Source organism: Streptomyces sp. NPDC058086 (assembly GCF_042885015.1).
Classification (GTDB): Bacteria; Actinomycetota; Actinomycetes; order Streptomycetales; family Streptomycetaceae; genus Streptomyces.
This window is the reverse complement of the sequence record NZ_JBHVST010000013.1, coordinates 140923-159973: the sequence shown is the minus strand read 5'-3', so window position 1 is coordinate 159973 and position 19051 is coordinate 140923. Positions and strand designations below refer to the sequence as shown.

Below are 19051 nucleotides of genomic sequence, written 5' to 3'. Positions count from 1 at the left end.
AACATGCCGCCCGCGCCGTTCACGCAGGACAGCCGCGTGCTCCACGACAGTCTCGGGCCCAATGCTCTCGCCCGACTCGACCGTGACGTCCTCGCACAGAGTGGTGTCGCGTGGCTGCTGGTCTTCGAGGGCGTCAACGACATCGGCACCGCCGAGCCCACCGAAGCAGCCCAGAAACAGGTCACGGCGGATCTGATCGCGGCCTACGAACAGATCGTCGTGAGGGCGCACGCACAGGGCATCCAGGTGTACGGGGCGACCCTGACCCCCTTCGGGGGTGACACCGGATACGACGACGCGGCCGGGTACCGGGCGTCCTCCCGACAGGCGGTCAACCAATCCGCACGAGCGGCCGCTTCGACGCCGTCGTCGACTTCGACCGGGCGGCCCGGGACCCCCGGCAACCGGCTCGGCTTCTGACCGCGATCGACGACGGCGACCACCTCCACCTCAACCCGGCCGGTTACCGACTCCTCGCCGACACCGTCCCCGCTCGGCTCTTCCAACTCCAACCGATTTCGGGGGACTTCGGACTCGAATAGCCACCCGGCCGGGGTTGTCCCGGACCCGATGTCAGGGGCCGGCCAGCAGCGCCTCCAATGCCAGTGCCGTATCGGGGTGAAGTCCGAGCAGCGCCGCCCCGGACGGGCCGGGGGCCGCCGTCCGCCACGTACCGTCACAGCCCAGCAGGCTCGCCACCGCGTCGCACGTCGCCGGATGGGCGGCGAGCAGCGCGGCACCGCGGCTGTCGTCCGCGCTCCGCGCCGAGGGCGGGGCCTCCGGCGCCGACTGCGCCCGCCACGGCGGCACCCACGCGTCCAGCGCCGCCAGCCGGCCGGGGAAGATCCGTCCGGCCTCCCGGATCAGCAGCGGGGCCAGCTCGGTGCCGCTCGAGCGCAGGGTGGTGATCAGGGTGGGCAGCCAGGGCAGGAGCACCGGGTCCGGCAGCCGTCCGAACGCGTTCGACACCGCTTCCACGACGAAGTCGGTGAGGGCCGGGACGGGCTCCAGGGCGTGTACGAAGCCGCTGAGGTAGCGCGGATAGGCGGGCACCACCAGAGGGTTGCCGAGCAGCTCGTCGCACCTTGTCCGAAGGTCCGCGCGGGAGAGGTTCCCGAGCTGTGTCTGCGCCGCCCACAGCAGCGCCGTCTTCGAGGGGTCGGCCGGATGCGACTGGCCGACGGCCAGCTCCAGTTGGGTCCGGTCGCAGCCCAGCGACAGCGCCAGGCTCTCCATGCTGAACAGGAAGCCCAGCATCGCCGCCACGTGGCGGACGGTGGCGTCCTCGTCGGTGAACGCCGTGGGCAGCAGGGTGCAGTAGTGCGCGTACCCGGTCTTGACGAAGGACTCGATCCATGGGGGCAGCGTCGGCTCGCTGGTGCGGTAGTACGCCAGCAGTCGGCGCACCCGGCGCAGCACCTCAGGCGCGCCGTCGACGCTCCGTTCGGTCGCCAGTACCTCCAGGGCGCGGGTGCCCAGTTCGTCCGCGAGGCGGCGGCTGCGCAGGTACAGCGTCGCGTCCTCGACGGTCCCCAGAACCGTCGCCGTGGTGGCCTGCGGACCGTACGCCGTCCGGCGCAGACGCTGCTCGAGGACCTGTTCGATGCTGACGCCCTCGTAGCCGAGCTCGATGAGCGCACGCTGGTGGGTGCCCAGCGCCAGGTCCCACGACTCCTGGATCGACCGCTCTCCGAGCTTCCGCTCGCCCATGATCGGCCGCGCGGCGCCCTGGGGCATCAGATTGCGGAGCATCCACAGCACGTCGGAGCACCGCTCCAGTTCCGGCTGGGCGGCTATGTTCAGCAACGCCCTTTGCACGCCGCGCTGTTGGAGCTTCAGGTTCAGCGGAGCGAGCCGGTCGTGCACGTCGCGCGCCAGCGGTGGCAGCGCGTCGTAGCCGACCTGGCCGACCCGGTCGCCGCCCATCATGATCTCCACGAGCCGGCGCACATCGCGCCGGCCCGGCACGGTGTCCTTCTCGATACAGGTGACAGCCGCGTCCTGGAAGTCGTACGGCGTCGGCCTGGCCCGGTCGCGCATCCCGGCCAGCAGGATCGACGTCTCGAACACGGCGATGGCGTCGGCGGTGGAGGCGAGGTAGCCGTTGCGTCGCGCTGCCCGCACGATCTCCACGGACCAGCCGAGCAGTTCGTCCTCGTCCAGCCGGTCGAGGACGGGCGGTCGCCGCAGGAAGCCGGTCAGCTTGTCCGCGTGCGGGAGCGCCGGTGCCGGAGCCACCGCGGCCACGGTCTTCTTCGCCCTCGACTTCTTCGCGCCCGCCTGCCCCTCCAGGCGGTAGGGCTTCACACGTGTGCGGCTGACATGATTCGCCCAGACGGTCGCGGCGATCGACACCGAACCGGCGGCGAGGCCGAACTGCGCCTCGATCGCCGCGTGGCTGGACGGGATCAGGCCGTGCTGCCACTTGGTCGCGCTGCGCGGAGCGATCTCGAAGGTGTCGGTGCCGTGGACGCCGAACTCCTCGACCCGGCTGGCCGCGTGGAAGGCTCCGCAGACGTAGAGGCAGTCGTCGGGATCGGTGCCGGTCGCCGTCAGGTGCTCGCGCATCCTGGTCCACATGTAGCGCTCGCGGTCCTCGTCCACCCGCACCCGGTGCGGGTCGCCGGGTGCGAGGCGCCGGAAGAGGCTGCCGATCAGAAGCATCACCTGACGGTAGGTGTCGTGGTCGCTGTCGCCGAGCGGCAGTTCGACGTACTGGTGCCACCACTCCGACCAGTGCCGCACCCTGCCGTGCCGCAGCAGGTGTTCCTCCAGTTCGGCGAAGCGCGGGCGCAGGTCGCCGATCTCCACTCCGACCGCGTCGCCGTGCAGCGCGGCCTCCTCCTCGACGGGCGGGGCGTCGGGGTCGGCGGGCTCGCCGGCGTGCGAACCGCGTGCGTCCCACTGGAAGACGTGGTCCGAGGAACGGTCGACGAGGACCAGTCCGACGCCGGGCGTGTCCAGTGCGTAGGCGATCGCCTGGTACTCGGCGGAGGCCTCGGTGATCGGTGCGACCACCGACAGCGGGGACCACTCGGCCGGGAAGCCGTCGATCTCGGTCGCGAAGGCCTGGACCGCCACTGGGAGTCTGCAGTTGCGCAGTTCGGTCAGTAGCGGCGCCATGTCCTCGCACAGCTCCAGGTACACGACCTTCGGCTGTTTCTCCCGCAGACGGCGTGCCATGGCCAGCGCGGAAGCAGGCGAGTGGTGGCAGACGGGGAAGATCTCCAGGGGCTCGCGCACCGCGCGGTCGACGTCCTCGACGATGCCGAGGAGGATGCCCCCCAGGGCGTCGGGCCCGTCGGCCAGCGTCGCGGCGGCACCCTGCAACTGCGCGCGCAGCGCTTCGAAGGTGCCCTCGTGCGTGCTCTTGCGCGTGCCGCTCGTGGTCCCGTCCTGGGTGCTCTCCTGCGTGCCGCTCAAGGACCCGTCCTGGGTGCTCTCGTGAGCGCCGCTCATGACAGGGTGGCGATCGCGTCGCGGCCGCCCTCCAGGAACTCCGGCCAGGATCCGCCCTCTTCCTTGCTGCGCGGCTCGACCACGCCGTGCAGATACTTGTTGAGGATGGCCAGGTCCTCGGGCTCTCGCCGGGCCAGTGACCCGACGAGCGAGGAGGCCAGGGTGTGGGCGGTCAGTGCCCGTTCGCCGAAGAAGTTGCTGTGCAGGATCGCGTCCTCGAGCACGCCGATCTGCTCGGCGGTGGACAGCGCGGACTCCAGCTTCTCGTCGTCGCTGCCGGCCGCGGCCGCGGAGGCGCGCAGATCGGCGAAGCTCTGCAGCAGCACGTCGAGCAAGGTCGGCGGCACGTCCAGCTCGATCTGGTGACGGCCCAGCAGTTCCTCGGTGCGGAAGCGGACGATCTCCGCCTCGCTCTTCTTGTTCGTCACCACGGGGATACGTACGAAGTTGAAGCGGCGCTTGAGCGCCGAGGACAGGTCGTTGACCCCCCGGTCACGGCTGTTGGCGGTGGCGATGATCGAGAAGCCCGGCTGGGCGAAGACGATGTTGTCGCTGTCCAGTTCCGGGACCGAGATGTACTTCTCGGACAGAATGGAGATCAGCGCGTCCTGAACGTCGCTGGTGGAGCGGGTGAGTTCCTCGAAACGGCCGATCGCGCCGGTCTCCATCGCGGTCATGATCGGCGAGGGGATCATCGACTCCCGCGACTGCCCCTTGGCGATGACCATGGACACGTTCCAGGAGTACTTGATGTGGTCCTCGGTGGTGCCGGCCGTACCCTGCACCACCAGTGTGGAGTTGCGGGAGATCGCGGCGGACAGCAGCTCGGCCAGCCAGCTCTTGCCGGTGCCGGGGTCGCCGATGAGCAGCAGCCCGCGGTCGGAGGCCAGTGTGACGATGGAGCGCTCGACGAAACTGCGGTCGCCGAACCACTTCTGCGAGATCTCCCGGTCCAGGCCGTCGGAACGCTCGGAGCCCAGGATGAACAGACGGACCATCTTCGGGGACAGCCGCCAGGAGAAGGGCTTGGGGTTGTCGTCGATGGACTCCAGCCAGTCCAGTTCCTCGGCGAACTTGATCTCGGCGGGGGCGCGCAACAAGTCGGACATCACAGGGCCTTTCTGAAGGGCAATCAAATAAGTGAGAAGTGACTGAGCGGGCGAGACGCCTACGCGAGGAACGTCTTGAGCTCGTGGACCAGCTTGCGGATGTGGCCGGAGAGCACCGGCGTGCCGAGGTCCTTGAAACGCTCGCGGAACCACGGGTTGACGCTGCCGCGGCCGGAGCTGGTGACCGAGCCGACCGGGATGAACTTGGCTCCCGAGCGGTGGATGGCGGCCATGCTGTCGAACAGAGGCTCGGACCGCCATTCGTAGAAGTCGGAGATCCACACCACGACGGTGTTGCGGGGCTCGGCGATCTTCGGCTGGGCCAGGGCCATGGCGACCGTGCCGTCGGTGCCGCCTCCGAGGTTGGTGCGCAGCAGGGTCTCGAAGGGGTCGTGCACCCAAGGTGTGAGGTCGAGCGCCTGGGTGTCGTACGCGATCAGGTGGACGTCCACCTTCGGGAGCCCGGCGAATATGGATGCCAGGATGGTGCAGTTCACCATGGAGTCGACCATCGAGCCCGACTGGTCCACGACGACGATCAGCCGTTGGGGTGTCGTCTTGCGCGCGGTGTGCCGGTAGTAGAGGCGGTCGACGTACAGCCGCTCCTCCTCCGGGCTCCAGTTGGTGAGGTTCTTCCAGATCGTGCGGTCGAGGTCGAGGTTGCGGAACACCCGTTTGGGCGGGACGGAGCGGTCCAGCGCGCCCACGGTGGTCTTCTCCACCTGGGTGCGCAGCACTTGGGCGACCTCGTCGACGAATCGGCGGATCAGGGACTTGGCGTTGGCCAGGGCCACGCCCGAGAGGTTGTTCTTGTCCCGAAGCAGCTGCTCGATCAGCGACATGCTCGGGGTCAGCTGCGCGGCGAGCCTGGGGTCGGCCAGCACCTCGCGCAGGCGCATCCGCTTGACGAGGTCGGCCTCGATCGCGCCGAGTTCCGGGCCGATCGCCGGAATCAGTCGGCTGAGGTCGGGGGTCGTGCCCGGGCCGCCGGTGCCGGTCGGGCTGACCCCGGGTCCCGCGGCGCCTGCCCCGGATCCCGCCCCTGCGCGGCCGCCGCGCAGTTCGCCCGGCTTGCAGCCGAGTGCGCGCTCCAGCCAGCCCGCGTCGGACTGCCAGCGCGCCAACTGTCCGGCGGTGACCGTGCCGGAGCCGGCGGCGAAGACGTTGAGCAGCACCTTCGACACCAGTGCCGCGCGCCGTACTTCGGCGGACCGGTCCCGGGCCTCGTCGTCGGTCTCGGGGACCATCAGACCGTCGAACTCGGCGGCCAGTTCCGGATGGCGCTGCACGATCGAGTCGACGGAGGCTCCCGGGTCCAGCAGCGCGGACGGCAGACCGATGTCCTCGACGACGGCCAGGCTCGCCGACTCCAGCGTGGCCTGCTCCTCGGGGTCGAAGAGCCGGGCGAGGAGCCGCCAGTACAGGACCTGACGGCGGTTGTCGTGGGGGTCCACTTCGGAGTGGGGTGATGTCGTCGCGTCGGTCATTTCCGCAGCAGCCTTCCGGCGCGCTCCCGCAGCACGGCCACGGCGTCGGTGGCGGCCTTCTCGGCCTTGACGCCGGCCTTGTCGGCCGTGCCCCCGGCCCATGCCCCGGCATGGAGCGCGACGGGCTTCTTCCGTACGGTCGTCTCGACGGCCAGGGGCTGGACGCGATACGTTCCCGCGTCCCACCGGAGCAGCCCTACGCAGGCGTTCGACGTCGCGACGGCCTCGGGGGTGAGCGGGCCGGCGGTCGGAAGGCGGTCGATGTCGACGGCGAGAGCGTGTCCGGCGACCGTGAACGTCATCGTCTCGTCGTCCTTCCGGGCGGCGTAGCCCTCCAGGAACACGGGGACGGCGATGCGCGTCGGGTGCCGGTCCAGCGGTGTGGTCACCGGGTCGGTGGCGGTGGGCAGGGCGACGCGGGCGGTGGTGAAGGCGTCGGCGGGCTCGCTCGGGCGGGCGTGCTCGTCGCTCCAGATCAGGTCGCCCTCGGCGGTGACCGGCATGTCGGTGAGCTCCATCGAGCGGCCTTCACCGACGGCTGCCAGGAGCGACATGTGGGGGCGCAGCAGCTGCCAGAGGCCGGCTCCGACGACCGTGTCGGGCTTCGGCACCGACACGCTGGCGCGCACCAGGCCGGGCGCGGAGCCGTCGGCGGGTTCGAACACCGCGTGGACCTGGGCCTGTGCCGCGGTCGCGTGTTCCTGCAGGTCGACTCCCAGGGGCAGCAGACGACCCGTGGCCGTACCCGGCGCGGGCGCGTCGGCGGCACCGGGCAGGGTCAGCAGCATCCCGCGTGACCAGAGGTCGCCCCAGCGGCGTGCCGGGATCTTCTCCAGGGCGGAGCCCGGGCAGGACGCGGCGAGTTCCGCGGCGAAGCCGTCGATGAGCGTCGCCGGCCGGCGCAGGGACGGGTCCGGAAGCATCGCGGAGACGACCTGCGCCGCCCCGGAGACCACCTCGTGGTCGATGCCCTGCCATCCGGTGCGTGCGAGATCGCAGAGCCAGGCGCGGGCGGCGGCGAGCAGGTTCGCCGCCTGCTGCCCACCGGTCACCGGGACGGCCTCCTCGCCGCGGGGACGACCGGTGGCCTCCGTGACGCGGGTCATCAGTGCGTCGTGGACGGACCCGAGCAGTGCGGTGCGGGCGGCGGCGAGGGCGACGAAGTGGTCTTCGCCCGCCGCTCCGGCCGCCGCCTTCGCCGCCGCTTCGGAGACCCGGGCGGCCAGTGGTGTCCCCGAGACGGCGTGCGCGAGCTCGGTCAGACCGGCGGCCTGGGCGGGTTGCGGACGCAGCAGGCCCGCGACGAGAGCCTGGTCGAAGGCGCCGACGGCCGCCAGCGCTTCGTCGAGCCCGGCGATGGTGTCGGAGAGGAGGTCCGCGCGCATCACGCCACCGCCCTGGTCGGCGGGAACCACTGCATCTCCGGCAAGGGCGCGGTGGTCGGGGCGAGTTCGAGGTAGGCCAGGTGGCGCAGGAACCGGCTGAAGACGGGCGCGGCGGACTTGGTGTCTCCCTGCGCCGGCCGTGTGTTGTCCATGACGTGGGCGATGGTCTGTCCGCTCGGCTCGCCGTCCGCGAGCTCGACCCTCAGATAGCGGGCGACGCGCTCGGCGCCGTACTGCAGTACCGCCTCGTTGATCAGGGCCCGGATGTGATTGCAGAACATGCCCCGCGCGCCGCCGCAGGGGCGGTTGTTGTTGGTGCTGCAGGCGAACGCGTAGGTGCCGGCCGCGACCGACGAGACGTAGACCCGCTCGATGTCCGAGCCGCTGGACACCACGCCCTGGAGGCGTCCGTCGGCCAGCTCGACGAAGGGCACCTTGGCGAGCTTCCGCGGCCGCGCGGGCGCTGTCACCCGTGCCGTGCTCGACCTCTCCCAATCCGACAACGCACCATCTCCTATGCATCAGAGGGGACTTCCGCGCCACTTCGGCGGGACACGACTGAACATAGTGGCGACCACTGACAACGCCGTCTCGCCGACGACCGCCGAGGTGGGCAAGGTCGGTGCGCGACGCCTGCTCATCGACGGGACCGCGACGTAAGGTGCCGATCTAGGGGAAATGCGGATGCCGCGTCACCGCGCGTGCAGGCAGGATGCCGGCATGTCTACCGACGTCAGCGGCTTGATCGAGTGTCGACCGGGTGCCCGCCTCTGGGGCCCCGACGACGAGGACTCCGTGTGGCACGCCGCCATCGACCTGTTCCTGCTCAACAACGGCAACGCCTACGACGCCCTCGCCTGCCTCTTCGGTATCCGCAATTCCTTCGGCTTCCGCCCTCTGGCCGAAGGCCGCGGCTTTCCGAGCGACGCGTCCGAGGGGCTGAGAACCGAGTACGCCGCCTACGGTGGCTCAGCCGACGTGCATGGCACAACGCAGATCACCTGGGCCGAACTCGCCTCCACCGACTGGCAGGAAGCAGACAGCTCCGGCACGCGAAGCCGAGCCATGGCCGCCGGAGACGGCACTCACTGGGGACCTGTCTGGAGCGTGATGCGAACACTCAGCGAACTCCACGGAGCGGACAACGTCCGACTTGTCGTCTGGTTCCACTGACCCCGACTCTGCGGCGGAGCGCCGCCTGTCCCACGGGAGGCAGTCATGACCGAGCACGACGTCATGCTCAACGAACTCGCCCGGGGATTCGCCCGATGTCAGGGGACATCGAGTGGTTCGACGCACTCAGCGCTTCTGCTCCGACGGTTGCGGTCACTGGTGGCACAGGCTGTCCGTCACTGACTGATTCTGATGTCAGACGTGGCTGGCACCATGCACCGCATGGATCTCGTACACCCGCTCGACGGCCTGGACTCCCACTTGTGGTCCTCTTTCAGCCACGCCTACGGGAGCGCGGAGGATCTCCCCGATCTGCTGCGGACCCTGGCCGGCAGCGGCGCGGGGGCGGCGGGCGAGGCGCTGTCGGAGTTGTACGGAAGCGTGCTGCATCAGGGGACGGTCTATGCCGCCAGTGCGGAAGTGGCGCCGTTCCTGGCCAGGATCGCGGTGACCGGCCGCCAGGTGGCGGACGTGCTGATGCTGCTCGGAGGCATGGCCGAGAGCGAGGACGAGCACGGCGTGGCACCGGGCACGGTCCGGGCGGCCGTGGCCGGACAGCTTCCGCTGCTCCTGCCCCTGTTGGACGCCGCAGAGCCGGAGGTCCGCCGGACCGCCGTGTGGGCGGTGTCCCACACCCGTGCGACCGCGCTCGTGCTCCCCGCCCTCCGTAGGCGCTGGGTGGAGGAGGCCGAGCCGCTGGTGCGCTCGGAGACCCTTGCCGGGATCTCCCGGCTCGACCCGCCGGCCGGCGCGGCGGCGGCCGCAACCGTCCTGGACCCGTCCCAGCCGGCCGGGATACGCATGGCCGCCGTTTTCGCCTGCCTCGATGCGGACCTGCCCTGGACCGAGGCGCATCACGCGACGATGCTGTCCCTTCTGCCGGCCGAGCCGCTCGGCGGTGACTGCCTCGACCTCGAACGCGACGAGCCGCTCGCGGCCGTCGTGGAGGCCCTGCTGAACAGGGACCGCCTCGCGGACCGGGAGGCGACGTTCGCGCTGGTCGACGCCGCCCTGCGCGACGCCAGGGCCGAGGTGCGGGCCGAGGCCCTGTGGGCGGCCGACCGCGCCTGCATGCTCTCCCGCGGCGCTCCACGGCGGCTGCTGGCCGGCCTCCGTGCGGCGGCCGTCGACGAGGAGGCCGTGGTCGCGATGGCGTCGCTGCTGGGCCGTCGGGGCACCGCCGCTGCAGCGGCCGCGGACGTCCTGGCCCCGCTCGCCGGCCGGAACCCGGAGCAGGCGGATGACCACGCGGACCGCGCGCTGGCCGCGCTCGTCCTTGTCGCGCCCGCCCAGGCCTCGCCGTTCCTGGCAGGCGGGCTCGGACGACGGCCGCGGGCGCTCGACGCCGCTGCCGGGTTCTTGCGTCCGTCGGACTCCGCCTTCCCGTACAACGGCGAACTCCTCGGCGCGATCCGGCGCCGCCTCGTCCGGGCCGAGACGCTGAGCGGCAACGAACCGGGGCTGCTGACGAGGCTTCTGGGCGGGTGGGGCGCCCGGGCCGCGTCGGCGCTGCCCGAGCTGTACGAGGCGTTCGCGCACTTCCCGGGCCAGGTCGCCCCGGCCATCGCCGCCATCGCCGTCGACAGCTCGCCGGGCGAACGCGCCGAGGCGGTCGCGGTGTTGCGGGCAGCGGCCGGGAAGGGCTCGCTCCCGGCGGCGAAGGCCTTGTACGACCTCGTCGGCGAGCACGAGCCTCTGGTGCGGTGCCTCGACCGGGAGCTTCGGAGCGGTGGCCGCCGGCTCAGGGAGGCCGTGGGGACGACCGGCACGCTCGGTCCCCGGGCGGCAGCCCTGGCCCCGGCCCTACGTGAGGCGCTCAGCGGCCCGGACGGCAAACGATCACGCCGGCGCTGGACGCGGACACTGCGCTCGCCGAGGCGCTGTGGCATGTCACGGAGGACGCCGCCGCGGTGGTCGGTGCCCTGGACTCGGTCTTCGTCCGGGCCGAACAGAACTCCTGGTCCCAGTGGTCGACGGTCCGGGCCGCTCGTACGACGGCACTCCTCGGCCCGGCGGGGCGGCCGCTCACCTCCCGCCTGCAGACCCTGCTCGACAATCCCGTGCAGACGCCGGCCGCGGTGCTGGCCCTCACGGCCGTGGCGGAACCCGCCTCGCTGGACCGCACGGGGCTCGCCTCGGCCGTCCTGCGGTCCGCCGAACAGGAAGCCGACCCGACAGGTGCCTGCGACGCCCTGGAGGCCCTCGGCGTCGCCGCCTTGACCGCCGACCACCTGCGCCGGCTGTCCGTCCTCGCCGACGGCGACGCGCGGATCATCCGCTCGGGAGTGGAAGACCGCATCATTCGCCAGGACGAAGACTTCCGGAAACGCGTCCGGGCACTCGTCACCGCCTTCACGGCCCCCACAGCCCCCGCTGCCCTCTCTGCCCCCTGACGGAAGCAGGCAGTGGCGCGATCCCTAGACCGTAGCGCCTGGCCAAAAAGCCGCTCGAAACCGGCACGGGGAAGCGTCAAGACCTGTGGATCAAGTCATTTGGGCTGGTCACTGTGCCGTAGCTGACGGCTCGCTGCGTTTCGAACGCGGCGAGTTCGTCCACGTTCGGCCAGCAGCCCGAGGGCCTCGGGTGAGGCCACGATCTGCATGGTTGCGGCCCTGCGCTGAAACCAGTCGGATGCGCTGGTGAGGTCCTCTGCGGCCCATGGCTTGCCCAGGGCGATGGTTCTGAGCAGGGTCCACTCGCGCAGACGGCGGGCAAGGAAGTCGCGATCCGCGACCACCTCGGTCATTGTCCGGGCCCAGGCCGTGAACGGACGGTCGGTCAGCAGGTCGGCAGCCCGGCGATCCAGATGGCGGCCCACTGCGCTGTCCGCCATCGTCACGTCCTGGTCGCGCAGGACGGCGGCCACCAGGGCGGCCTCGTCCGCCTCGGCGACGGCCTCCAGGGCCTGCAGGTAGCAGGCGAAGCGCCAGTGCTCGGCGGGCTCCTCGTCGGTGTGGAGGCCGGTCATGCCGCGATTCCTTCCGGCCGCTCGACGAGCCGGCCGCGCTCAAAGCGCGTACAGGCCCGGACCAGGGAAGCCAGGCGGCGTGTGTTCGCCGCGTCCCAGCGGATCGGCAAGTAGCCGTCAAAGCCGGACCAGAGACCCGGAGCGCGCGCTCCGGGCCCCTGGTGTACGTCCGCTTCAGGGTCAGGCAGGCGTGATGTTCTCCGCCTGCGGGCCCTTCTGGCCCTGGGTGACGTCGAACGTGACCGCCTGGCCTTCCTGGAGCTCGCGGAAACCGCTGGCGTTGATGTTGGAGTAGTGCGCGAACACGTCCGGTCCGCCACCGTCCTGAGAGATGAAGCCGAAGCCCTTTTCTGCGTTGAACCACTTGACGGTTCCGCTGGCCATGCTGGTGCCTTCCAGTCGATATCGGGATCCGCACCGCGCGGACCCGGAGGTGGTCGTCCTGGTCCGGCACTGCACAGCAAAGCGCCCGCGCCGGAGCGCGGGCAGGTACTGCGAACCACGACATCTGACAGCGACGCTACACGGCGAAACTGCCCACCGCCAGAGAGCAACAGCCATGATCCGCACAGGTCGGGCGGGCCCCTGCCGCGAGCCCCCGCAGCAGGCCCATGGCCGGCGTCATCGGGCCGACCACGATCATCACGGCACGTCCGCTCCGTTGCCGAGCAGATGTAGGGACACCGCCATTCACGAAGCAGGGCACGCCCCCGCAGCTACCCCCTTCCGCGGAGTGGCTGCGGGTGCGTTGCGCCGCGTCCGCTAGGTCCTGTCGTCACATTCCCGTCGTCCGCCCGGAGGGCGGGCCCTGCGGCGTCAGGTGCGTGCTCTCGGCGTGCCGGGCACAGGCCCTCGTACTGGACGTACTTGGGTCTGTGCCCGGTGCGGCGAGAGGGCGTGCATGGCGTCGCGGGGCAGACGGGAATTTGACGACAGGGCCTAGCAGGACTCTTCGAACTTGACCGCAGTAAACGCGACCGGCTGCCCCCTGAGCGCGGTACCAGCAGACGGCGACTGCGTGCACACCTTCCAGTTGCTCTCGATCAGCACCAGCCGATCCGAAGCAGACGCGTCCTTCACCGTGATCGACGTGCTCGGGTCGAGAGCGGCCCGCGCCGCCTTCACCGACTTCCCCTTGAAGGCCGGCATCGTTCCGCCGGCTGCAGACGGGGCCGACTCATCCTTCGCCGGGCACTTCTCCGCGAGCTTCACCGCCCCGAAGTTGATCGTCGTGTCCGTCGCCTGCGATGTGCCGGCCTTCACGTTCTGGGAGCAGACTTTCCAGTCGCGGTCGAGGATCTGCATGCGGTCCCGGCCGAGCGAGTCGTGCGACTTCAGCGAGTAGAAGCCCTGCTCCTGCGCTGCGTCCTGCGCGGACTGGAGGCCCATGCCAACGAAGTTGGGCACCGTCTTGTGCGCGGCCGCGGCGGGCTTGTCGTCCTTCGACGCTGCCGTGGTGGCGCCTGGCGCCGGGGTGCCGGTGGTCTTGCTGCCGTCGGTCGGCTGGCAGGCGACGACACCGCCGACCGCAGCGGTGAGCAGGACGGCGCTGATGATGCGGGTACGCACAGATTCCCCCAGGGTTGAGCCAGTCGGGACACCGTAGGGCAGACAGGACGGAAGGGGGGAAAGGATTGCGAAGCTATGACACGACCAAGCCCCATCCGCGTGGAGGGCGGGGCGGTCTGCTGTTCTTGCTGCTACACGCGGATAGCGTCAGCGAGGGCGCTCGTTCGTCAAATCCCCGAGTCCCAAGGGCGGATCACGGCAGATCTTGATCCACTTCTAAATCGAGCCTCAGCAAATCTCGCTCGCCAGCAGCCCCATCGTGAACATGTCGTACCACTTGCCGTCACGGCGGAAGACCTGGCGAAGACGGCCCTCCTCAACGAAGCCGACCTTCTCGTAGACCCTGCGCGCGGCATGGTTCTCGGTAACCACGGTCAGCGTCACCTTGTGGAGGCGCATGTCCTCAAAGCCGTAGCGGCAGATCGTCCGCACCGCATCGGTGGCGTATCCGCGGCCCCAATACGCCTTCTCACCCAGGTAGATATCGAGTTTCGCGATGCCCTTCTCCGGCTCCGCGTCGTGCAGCATGACCAGGCCGATGAGCTGGCCGTCGGCAAGCGCCTCAATGCCAAGGAGCAAGTCACCATAGGTGTTGCGGGGGCGCTCCTCCAGCCACTTGCGGACGCGCTCCACCGGCTGGGCATATGTGTCGTCCATCCACCGCATGACTTGGGGGTCGTGGTTCCAGTGCCACAGTGCCTCGGCGTCCGCGGGACCCATCGCCCGCAGTTTCACCAGCTCTCCAAGCGCCACGCTCACCGACCCCTTATGCGTCTTGTGATCATCTTACGAATCACGAAGTGGTACCACGGCCGGGATCGCACGCTCAATCGGTTTCCGGGGTGCCGAAACCGGGGCCAGGGCATGCTCGGGAGGAAGCGGCGGAAGCCTCCAGAAGCCAAGAGGGCCTTCGGTGCCGTCCGTTGCAGCGTCGAAGAGCCGGCCCGTCATCGGCATCAGCGGCAGTCCATGGCCGAAAGAGGCCACCCGAGCGGCAGGCAAGCTCCCGTGAGGCGCCACGGAGCACCTCGTCTTCGGCGATGACTGCCTGCAGTTCGTAACCCGTCCCAACGCCCCTCCACCGATCGAAGGCCCCGTCTTGTCGCACGCGCTGACGTCACTCGGTGGGGCAGGTGGAGGGAAGCCGGACGCATCCTGACGCCATCGGTGGAGCGTGAAAGGCTCACCGGATGGACTATGCGTTCGACGCTCCGCCCGCTGACCGCGAACTTCTTGACTTCGCTGTGCGCCTGATCAGCCGTGCCGGGCAGGTGTCGGTGAAGGGCTTCTTCGGTGACTGGCACAGTCGCCGCAAGGAGGACGGCAGTGAGGTCACCGAAGTCGATGAAGCGGTTGAGGAACTGATCAGAGCCGAGTTGGGCCGCCGCGTCCCGGAGGACGGCGTCTTCGGCGAGGAGGGAGGTGCGACCAGCGGGACATCCGGACGCCGATGGGTCATCGACCCCCCATCAACGGCACCACGTCCTTCACCCGCCGGTGGCCGCTGTTCTCGAACGATCTCGCTTACGAGGACGAGCACGGTCCGGCTATCGGCGTGATCAACATGCCGATGAGCCAACAGATGATCGTGGCCGGACGAGGGCTGGGCTGCTGGGTGCTGACGGGTCCGGACCCGGACCTGCGGGCGGGCCACCGTGCCCGTGTCACGGAGCGGACCCGCATCCGCGGAGCAAGGACCCAGGCGCTCAACCCGGCCGGCTGGCCGGAAGAACTCCTCACCGCTCTCCACCGTCAGGTCTTCCTGATGGCCTCGATGGGCTGCATCGTGGATCTGGTCACCGGCCGGGCCGATGCCGTGGTGATCGCCGGGCCGCCGATGGGTTACGAGGACGTGACTCCGATGCCTGTCATCGTCACCGAGGCAGGCGGCCGGGTGACCGACCTGGGCGGGGCATCGGTACTGGAAGGCGACATGACGGTGCTGGCCACCAACGGCCATCTCCATGACGCGCTCTTGCACCTGGTCGAGGGCTCGCCACGCAGCCGTGACCTGCACGCCGTCGAGGAGGGTGATTAGTACGGTGACCAGAGGGTGAAGTACTGGCCGGGTTTGACCGGTCGGGTGGTGGCCGCCCAGATGACGAAGTCTTCGCCGTCAGGGCTGAGTAGGCGGGAACGGCTCCCCGCCCATTGAGCATTCAGGCAGGCCAGGCCGATCTCGTTGAACCGATGGATCACGTCGCGGGTGGTGTCCTCGCCAGTCAAGTACAGATGTACGTGCTCGGCTACCGGCTCCTCGCCATCCAGAACCTCGGCCGCGCCGGCGTCCGGACTCGCATCGCGCCTCCCACTGCGGCGCGAGTTCGGTGACAAGCTCACCAAGGTGTTCCCGCGACAGCCCGCAGAAGACGTAATGGGACATGACCGTGCGAGCCTGGCCAAGGTTCACACCGCGACAACCTGGTGGTCCATCACCACGTCACCGACTGCGTGAAGTCGCGGTCAGGCGGGCTGCCACAGCTCGACCCGATTGCCCTCAGGATCGGTGACCCAGCCGAATCGACCGACACCCTCCATGTCCTGCGTCTCTTTGGCCACGTCCGCTCCCTTGGCGCGCAATTGCGCGAGCATCGCATCCAGGTCGCGGACCCGGAAGTTGAGCATGGTCTGCTGGGCGCGGGACCCGAAGTAGTCGGTCTCGGACTCGAACGTCGCGAACACCGTCGGCCCGGCTCCCTGACGCCACAGGCCGTTCTCATCCGCGTCCAGGCCCAGGCAATCGCGATACCAGGCGCTCAGGGCCGACGGGTCGGCAGCCCGCATGAAGTACCCACCGATTCCAAGCACACGTTCCATGCCGCTATCTTGCCAGGACGACGATCGGGCGGCCCGGCACCACGCCATCGCCCGCTTCGTCCCCGTCTCCATCGCGGGGGCTCATAACCTTGCTCTTCCCACCTTCCGCTTGGCGGATCAGTCTCCGACGAAGACCAGATAGCTGCCTGGAGTCGTAGCACAGTCCTCCAAGAAGGCAGTGAGGTCTCGGACCGCTTCGACTTGAGAGTCGTCGGTGCAGCGATCCAGGAGATCCGGGATTTCGCGGAGTGCGGCTTCGGCCTCTTGCTCGTTGAAAACCGTGTCGTTGTACGGGTCGACCATCCAGAGCTTGCCCGAGGTGTTGAAGGGAAGGTCGGCGATCAGCTGAGCCAGTGCTTCGCCGTGCTTGTGGGTCCAACAGCCGCAGGCCATGCCTCCCACTCTCGAAACTCACCGACATTGCCAAGCTCGGGTTCGACCGGATCAAGGTCATGGACCGCATCGGGCTCGCGGCTGCGCTGTTCGACGAGGGCGCCCCGGAGCGGGGTCCGCCGCTGCCCAGCACGCGCTCGACGAAGCGGCCCGCGTCGGCTCCACGCTCGTCGTCTCCCGGCTCAATACGCTGCTGGACGCGGCCCGCCCGTATGAGAGCGCCGCGGTCGCGAACGTACGCGGCAGGGCGCGGGATCTCACCTCCGCCCGCCCGACCACGGTCGCCGCCTGAGACCATCGAGCGCATGGGCAGGCATCGCCGACCCGGACCCCCGAACCAGCCCTCCCATGCTGTCCCGCGCACCGACCCCGACGATCCGCTCGCCGCGTACGGCAAGCGGCGCCGGCCGCCTCCGCCCGGCGGAGCCGCGAGGGTTGGAGGAGCTGAACGGGTTCGCACACGAGCCCGCAGCCACAGCGCCCGATCTCTCGGCTGCCCAGAAGTGGGTCAACGGACTCGCCGACGAAGCTTGATGGTGCAAGCCCTCCAGGAGCACGAAAGGCAGCGGCTCAGCAACGTCCGAGACATGGTCCAGGCGGGACAGCAGTTCAGTCGTGAAGGCTGCTGCCCGATCGTCGTGGCCAGGGCCCTCCAGGTCATGGTCGGATGCGGTCAAGGTAGCCCCGGATACCAGACTCGCGAACGGCGTCCCCGCGCGGCGTCGCGCCCGATACGATCACTGATGGTGTCGCATCAGGCGATCGGGCTCGGGAGTAGTGGTGGATGAGTTGATCCGGCAGCAGAAGCTTGACGTGGAGGTCGTGCAGCCGGACCGGGGGCGGGACACCACGGCCGGACGATCTCGGCGGACGGACGACGAGCACTCGCACCCTGTGCAACGACCGTCGACGCCACCCGTCACAAAAGTATCCCGGACTACCAACTATCGAAATGGAATGCCCTCCAAGAGCCACTGGGTAACCCGTGACGTCCTCGATGTCCGCCAGGCGTCGAGAGTTTCAAGGCCATTCCCGAGGCGCTGGACCATCGAGCGCAGGATCGACTGGCCTTCGCACCACCGCTGACCGGCGAAGCCCACCCGCACCGCTCCGCTAGCATGCTCGAACTCACGACGAGTGCCCAGATCACCTGCCCGTCAGCGGAAAACCATGCTGTCCGGCACAAAGAGTGACCCATTTGACCAACATCTAACAAATCGGCCAAACCATTGATACCTAGAGCGTCGCGGGCGTTTTCGCGAATACGCTGCAGAATTACGTTCGCCACATGGCGTCAACCGCGGGCGCTGCTGTGGGCCACGACGAGTGTGGCGGCCCTCGGATTCCTCGTCGCGCTGGAGATCGCCGCGCGCCACTACGGCCTGCCGGGGCCGATCACCAATCAGGCGCAAGAGGTGATATTCGCCCCTAAATCGGGTTTCCTGTTGTACGCCGGTATGGCGTTGATGATGGTGGTGCTCACCTGGCGGCAACGGTTCATCGCGGCTGGTGCCGCGATCGGCATCGACGTCGCCTTCTTCCTGGTGCGGTGGGCGGTCGGCGCCAAGGTGACCGAAGGCCACCCCTTCGGCAACGGCGCGTTGTGGGTGATTTTGGGCTATGCGGTCATCGCCGTCACGCGTCGCACCGGCCGGGAACGTGTCCTGCTACTGAAGGGTGTCGGGCTGGGCCTGCTACTGGTTGCCGGGCGCAAGACTGGCGATACTTGGCTACTCATCACCTCCAAGACCCGCCCGGCGGTGCTCGACCAGTACGTGGCAACCGCCGATCACGCGCTGGGCAACCCGTCGTGGGTGGTAGGTCGGATTGTCACGGCCACCGGCCCGATCGGCGCACATGTTCTCGACTACGTCTACGTTCAGCTTGCGATAGCCGCGGTCATCTTCGCGCTGTACCAACTGCGTGACGTGGCGGTGGAGCGCGCCTTCCCGGGCCATCATCTGGTGCGTACGTTCCTGGTGATCGGCCTCGTCGGGCCGGCAATCTACATGATCTTCCCAGTCGTCGGACCGATCTTCGCCTACGGAGCCGACGGCGGGCACTGGGCGGTGGCCAACCTGTGGCCGAACACGCCGCCGCCGATCGGTACCCCGCACCAGATGCCATTCGACGAGATCACTCCACGCAACTGCATGCCCAGCCTGCACACAGCATGGGCTACCGCGATTTTCATTCACTCCCGCAAGGGCCCACGGATTCTGCGATTCGCAGGCGCGTTCTGGCTGATTGCCACGCTCGGCGCAACGCTGGGATTCGGCTACCACTACGGTGCGGATCTCGTTGCCGGCGTGGTGTTTGCGTTCACGATCGAGGCAGCACTGCGCACGCTCGAACGTGGCTGGGACCGGTCAGGAATCCGGCTGGTCACCTACAGTGCAACGGTCTTCGCCGCGCTCTTGGTGTCATATCGCTATCTGCCGATAAAGATGGCCGAACATCCGTGGGTGTTTGGACCACTTCTCATTCTGGCGATGGCCTCAGTCGTCCACTGCTACACGCAGACCATCAAGCTGTGGGAACCGAAGACCGCACCAGCGCAGCGACCGGAACCGCAACCCGAACTACTGGAGTTGAACTCGTAATCCCGGTCAGGGAGCCCTGCTGAGCCCTCATGGCTGACCTGCGATCCGGACCATTCCACCTTGGCCGCGACGAAGCCACGAAGTGCTG

17 protein-coding genes and 2 pseudogenes are annotated in these 19051 nt (G+C 69.1%); 7 read left to right on the top strand and 12 right to left on the bottom strand.

The window, feature by feature from the left end:
* Nucleotides 1–30 precede the first annotated feature (30 nt).
* Nucleotides 31–542, top strand: a pseudogene (locus ACFVWD_RS13470) (GDSL-type esterase/lipase family protein); the annotation flags it as partial.
* Between the two features lie 31 nt (nucleotides 543–573).
* Here ACFVWD_RS13470 and ACFVWD_RS13465 read toward each other — a convergent pair.
* From ACFVWD_RS13465 to ACFVWD_RS13445, 5 genes are all read right to left on the bottom strand, one after another.
* Nucleotides 574–3342, bottom strand: coding sequence for a hypothetical protein (locus ACFVWD_RS13465; protein WP_389595916.1), 2769 nt, complete (start codon nucleotides 3340–3342; stop codon nucleotides 574–576).
* A gap of 113 nt (nucleotides 3343–3455) precedes the next feature.
* On the bottom strand, nucleotides 3456–4568 hold the full coding sequence (locus ACFVWD_RS13460) for an AAA family ATPase (RefSeq protein WP_075030117.1): 1113 nt from the start codon (nucleotides 4566–4568) through the stop codon (nucleotides 3456–3458).
* Between the two features lie 59 nt (nucleotides 4569–4627).
* Complete coding sequence (locus ACFVWD_RS13455) at nucleotides 4628–6055, bottom strand: VWA domain-containing protein (protein ID WP_389595896.1); 1428 nt, start codon at nucleotides 6053–6055, stop codon at nucleotides 4628–4630.
* The gene (locus ACFVWD_RS13450) at nucleotides 6052–7470 is read right to left on the bottom strand and encodes a hypothetical protein (RefSeq protein WP_389595894.1); all 1419 of its coding nucleotides are present in this window, start codon (nucleotides 7468–7470) and stop codon (nucleotides 6052–6054) included. Before ACFVWD_RS13450 ends, ACFVWD_RS13455 begins: the two co-directional genes overlap by 4 nt.
* On the bottom strand, nucleotides 7440–7910 hold the full coding sequence (locus ACFVWD_RS13445) for a hypothetical protein (RefSeq protein ID WP_389595892.1): 471 nt from the start codon (nucleotides 7908–7910) through the stop codon (nucleotides 7440–7442). Before ACFVWD_RS13445 ends, ACFVWD_RS13450 begins: the two co-directional genes overlap by 31 nt.
* A 250-nt stretch (nucleotides 7911–8160) precedes the next feature.
* Between ACFVWD_RS13445 and ACFVWD_RS13440 the strand changes: the two genes are divergently transcribed.
* The 3 genes from ACFVWD_RS13440 (at nucleotide 8161) to ACFVWD_RS13430 (ending at nucleotide 11006) form a co-directional block, all read left to right on the top strand.
* Entirely contained in the window at nucleotides 8161–8613 is a 453-nt protein-coding gene (locus ACFVWD_RS13440) for a hypothetical protein (RefSeq protein WP_389595891.1), read from the top strand.
* 222 nt (nucleotides 8614–8835) lie between these two features.
* A complete protein-coding gene (locus tag ACFVWD_RS13435) occupies nucleotides 8836–10833 on the top strand; it encodes a hypothetical protein (RefSeq protein ID WP_389595889.1) in 1998 nt (665 codons plus the stop codon).
* Nucleotides 10830–11006, top strand: coding sequence for a hypothetical protein (locus tag ACFVWD_RS13430; protein WP_389595887.1), 177 nt, complete (start codon nucleotides 10830–10832; stop codon nucleotides 11004–11006). The genes ACFVWD_RS13435 and ACFVWD_RS13430 overlap by 4 nt, the downstream gene beginning before the upstream one ends.
* 95 nt (nucleotides 11007–11101) lie before the next feature.
* Here the strand turns inward: ACFVWD_RS13430 and ACFVWD_RS13425 are convergent, their stop codons facing one another.
* The 4 genes from ACFVWD_RS13425 to ACFVWD_RS13410 form a co-directional block, all read right to left on the bottom strand.
* Nucleotides 11102–11581 carry a hypothetical protein gene (locus tag ACFVWD_RS13425; protein ID WP_389595886.1) on the bottom strand — a complete coding sequence of 160 codons (480 nt, stop codon included), beginning with the start codon at nucleotides 11579–11581 and terminating at the stop codon, nucleotides 11102–11104.
* Between the two features lie 180 nt (nucleotides 11582–11761).
* Nucleotides 11762–11965, bottom strand: a complete 204-nt coding sequence (locus tag ACFVWD_RS13420; RefSeq protein WP_060899524.1) for a cold-shock protein — start codon at nucleotides 11963–11965, stop codon at nucleotides 11762–11764.
* A gap of 555 nt (nucleotides 11966–12520) precedes the next feature.
* Nucleotides 12521–13150 carry a hypothetical protein gene (locus ACFVWD_RS13415; RefSeq protein ID WP_389595884.1) on the bottom strand — a complete coding sequence of 210 codons (630 nt, stop codon included), beginning with the start codon at nucleotides 13148–13150 and terminating at the stop codon, nucleotides 12521–12523.
* Nucleotides 13151–13378: 228 nt separating this feature from the next.
* Nucleotides 13379–13903 carry a GNAT family N-acetyltransferase gene (locus tag ACFVWD_RS13410; RefSeq protein WP_389595882.1) on the bottom strand — a complete coding sequence of 175 codons (525 nt, stop codon included), beginning with the start codon at nucleotides 13901–13903 and terminating at the stop codon, nucleotides 13379–13381.
* 437 nt (nucleotides 13904–14340) lie between these two features.
* Between ACFVWD_RS13410 and ACFVWD_RS13405 the strand changes: the two genes are divergently transcribed.
* The gene (locus ACFVWD_RS13405) at nucleotides 14341–14709 is read left to right on the top strand and encodes an inositol monophosphatase family protein (protein ID WP_389595880.1); all 369 of its coding nucleotides are present in this window, start codon (nucleotides 14341–14343) and stop codon (nucleotides 14707–14709) included.
* Nucleotides 14601–15188, top strand: coding sequence for an inositol monophosphatase family protein (locus tag ACFVWD_RS13400; protein ID WP_389595878.1), 588 nt, complete (start codon nucleotides 14601–14603; stop codon nucleotides 15186–15188). The genes ACFVWD_RS13405 and ACFVWD_RS13400 overlap by 109 nt, the downstream gene beginning before the upstream one ends.
* A 5-nt stretch (nucleotides 15189–15193) precedes the next feature.
* Here ACFVWD_RS13400 and ACFVWD_RS13395 read toward each other — a convergent pair.
* From ACFVWD_RS13395 to ACFVWD_RS13385, 3 genes and pseudogenes are all read right to left on the bottom strand, one after another.
* Nucleotides 15194–15418, bottom strand: a pseudogene (locus tag ACFVWD_RS13395) (IS630 family transposase); the annotation flags it as partial.
* A 195-nt stretch (nucleotides 15419–15613) separates the two neighbouring features.
* The gene (locus ACFVWD_RS13390; protein ID WP_168514631.1) at nucleotides 15614–15967 is read right to left on the bottom strand and encodes a VOC family protein; all 354 of its coding nucleotides are present in this window, start codon (nucleotides 15965–15967) and stop codon (nucleotides 15614–15616) included.
* 117 nt (nucleotides 15968–16084) lie between these two features.
* Entirely contained in the window at nucleotides 16085–16360 is a 276-nt protein-coding gene (locus ACFVWD_RS13385; RefSeq protein WP_389595877.1) for a hypothetical protein, read from the bottom strand.
* Between the two features lie 1328 nt (nucleotides 16361–17688).
* Here ACFVWD_RS13385 and ACFVWD_RS13380 point away from each other — a divergent pair.
* The gene (locus tag ACFVWD_RS13380; protein ID WP_389595875.1) at nucleotides 17689–18963 is read left to right on the top strand and encodes a phosphatase PAP2 family protein; all 1275 of its coding nucleotides are present in this window, start codon (nucleotides 17689–17691) and stop codon (nucleotides 18961–18963) included.
* The last annotated feature ends 88 nt before the right edge of the window (nucleotides 18964–19051 follow it).

Excerpts from the sequence above, each read along its gene's own strand:
- ACFVWD_RS13460 (WP_075030117.1), bottom strand. The coding sequence starts at position 4,568 with ATGTCCGACTTGTTGCGCGCCCCCGCCGAGATCAAGTTCGCCGAGGAA.
- ACFVWD_RS13455 (WP_389595896.1), bottom strand. The coding sequence starts at position 6,055 with ATGACCGACGCGACGACATCACCCCACTCCGAAGTGGACCCCCACGAC.
- ACFVWD_RS13440 (WP_389595891.1), top strand. The coding sequence starts at position 8,161 with ATGTCTACCGACGTCAGCGGCTTGATCGAGTGTCGACCGGGTGCCCGC.
- ACFVWD_RS13435 (WP_389595889.1), top strand. The coding sequence starts at position 8,836 with ATGGATCTCGTACACCCGCTCGACGGCCTGGACTCCCACTTGTGGTCC.
- ACFVWD_RS13425 (WP_389595886.1), bottom strand. The coding sequence starts at position 11,581 with ATGACCGGCCTCCACACCGACGAGGAGCCCGCCGAGCACTGGCGCTTC.
- ACFVWD_RS13420 (WP_060899524.1), bottom strand. The coding sequence starts at position 11,965 with ATGGCCAGCGGAACCGTCAAGTGGTTCAACGCAGAAAAGGGCTTCGGC.
- ACFVWD_RS13405 (WP_389595880.1), top strand. The coding sequence starts at position 14,341 with ATGGACTATGCGTTCGACGCTCCGCCCGCTGACCGCGAACTTCTTGAC.
- ACFVWD_RS13400 (WP_389595878.1), top strand. The coding sequence starts at position 14,601 with ATGGGTCATCGACCCCCCATCAACGGCACCACGTCCTTCACCCGCCGG.
- ACFVWD_RS13390 (WP_168514631.1), bottom strand. The coding sequence starts at position 15,967 with ATGGAACGTGTGCTTGGAATCGGTGGGTACTTCATGCGGGCTGCCGAC.
- ACFVWD_RS13385 (WP_389595877.1), bottom strand. The coding sequence starts at position 16,360 with ATGGCCTGCGGCTGTTGGACCCACAAGCACGGCGAAGCACTGGCTCAG.